A 1,744-nucleotide genomic window follows, 5' to 3' on the forward strand; every position below is an offset into this window, starting at 1 on the left:
CTCGGACGTCCGTCCAACGGGCCCGCACCGCGCGACTGAGCGGTGCGCCGGCTCCTGCCGGCCGGAGAGCCGGACCCTGACCCACGACGACGCCCCTCACCTTCGTGAGGGGCCGTTCCGTCGTCGGGAGGCGGTGGGCGGGGGTCAGCGTGCCCCGGCGCCCATGATGGGGGCGAGGGTGCCCCCGAGGTCCGCGGCGCCGGTCAGCCCGGCGGACTCGAGCCAGTTGCCGAGCATGCGGTAGCCGCCCTCGGTGAGCACGGACTCCGGGTGGAACTGCACGCCCCACAGGGGAGCGGTGCGGTGCGCCAGGCCCATGACCACGCCGTCGGCGGTCTCCGCGGTGACCTCCAGGACGGATTCGTCCACGGTGTCCCGGACGGCCGCGAGCGAGTGGTAGCGGGTGGCGGTGAAGGGGCTGGGCAGGCCCGCGAAGGTCGGGTGTCCGCGGTGCTCCACGAGCGAGGTCTTGCCGTGCATCAGGGACTCGGCGTGCGTGACGGTGGCGCCGAAGACCTCGGCGATCGCCTGGTGGCCCAGGCACACGCCGAACAGCGGCTGGCCGACCTCGGCGGCGTGGCGGATCAGGTGCTCGGAGACGCCGGCGTCCGCGGGGGCGCCGGGTCCGGGCGAGATGAGGATCGCGGTGTGCTCGCCCGCCAGCGCGACGGCCTCCTCCGGGGTGAGGGCGTCGTTGCGGACCACGGTGGTCTGGGCCCCGAGCTCGCCCAGGTACCCGACGAGGGTGTAGACGAAGCTGTCGTAGTTGTCGATCACGAGGACCGAGACGGCGGTGCTGCCCATCGGCGGCTCCCTTCGCTGGCTCCCCGCCGGCGTGCGGTGGGGCACATAGACTGGTCCGGGTCAGGCCGCGACCCGGACCGTGAGGACGCACTGGCGCACCGTCGACACCGTTTCGGCGGTGTGCGGTGCGGATGGGAACCAGGGTAGCGCGCGGTCGACACCACCAGCTCATGACCGACGACCCACAGTGAGGATCACGCCGTGGCCGAGAACGAGACCCCGGACATGGGGGCGCCCGCACCGAGCGAGCAGGACGTGAAGCGTGCCGAGCGGCAGGCGAGGAACGACGAGCGCCGCGAGGCCCGCGAGGCCGCCCGCCGTGAGAAGGCGGAGCGCCGCGGGGCCGAGGAGGACCTCGGACCCAAGCCGCTGCCGCGCTGGTACAAGGCCACGATGTTCGGCCTCATGATCGTGGGCCTGCTGTGGATCTGCGTGTTCTACCTGACCCAGACGCTGTTCCCCATCCCGGGCATCGGAGGCTGGAACATCATCATCGGCTTCGGCATCGCCATGGTGGGCTTCCTGATGATGTCCCGCTGGTCCGAGGAGTGACCTGCACGGCCGCCGTGCCCCTGGATTCAGCAGAATCGAGCGGGTTTCTGCGGTGTCCGGGCCCGGAGGGACCGACAAAATGACAGCCGTGTGATTCTCCACAGTGGGGACAACCCTGTGGATAACCCCGTTGTCGCGGATGTCGAAACACACCGGTGTCATTCATGTCCACACCTGTGGACAACTCTGGGGACAACGCCGCAGAGCGGTGTGGACGACGCTGTGGAGATCAGGGGACGGGACGGGGACGACGGTCACGGCCCGACGGTCACGGCCAGAGCATCGCCGGCGTGATCCGGGCCGCGCCGACGGCGGTGAGGACCACGAGGCCGGCCAGCACCGCGGCCACCGCGGCCCACTGGACCCACGGGACCCGCCGTCCGGCTCC

The 1,744-nt window shown here is 71.4% G+C and carries 2 protein-coding genes; one reads left to right on the forward strand and one right to left on the reverse strand.

The features are described 5' to 3' along the window. Positions 1–144: 144 nt before the first annotated feature. A complete protein-coding gene (locus AC2W7A_RS12130) occupies positions 145–804 on the reverse strand; it encodes an anthranilate synthase component II (RefSeq protein ID WP_485991565.1) in 660 nt (219 codons plus the stop codon). A 201-nt stretch (positions 805–1,005) separates the two neighbouring features. Here AC2W7A_RS12130 and AC2W7A_RS12135 point away from each other — a divergent pair, with 201 nt between their 5' ends. Then, on the forward strand, positions 1,006–1,356 hold the full coding sequence (locus tag AC2W7A_RS12135; protein ID WP_485991566.1) for a cell division protein CrgA: 351 nt from the start codon (positions 1,006–1,008) through the stop codon (positions 1,354–1,356). The last annotated feature ends 388 nt before the right edge of the window (positions 1,357–1,744 follow it).

This window comes from Micrococcus sp. LASM2_SD2, from assembly GCF_057364565.1.

Bases quoted from the DNA above. Each gene is read 5' to 3' on its own strand.
- AC2W7A_RS12130 (WP_485991565.1), bottom strand. From the start codon at position 804: ATGGGCAGCACCGCCGTCTCGGTCCTCGTGATCGACAACTACGACAGC.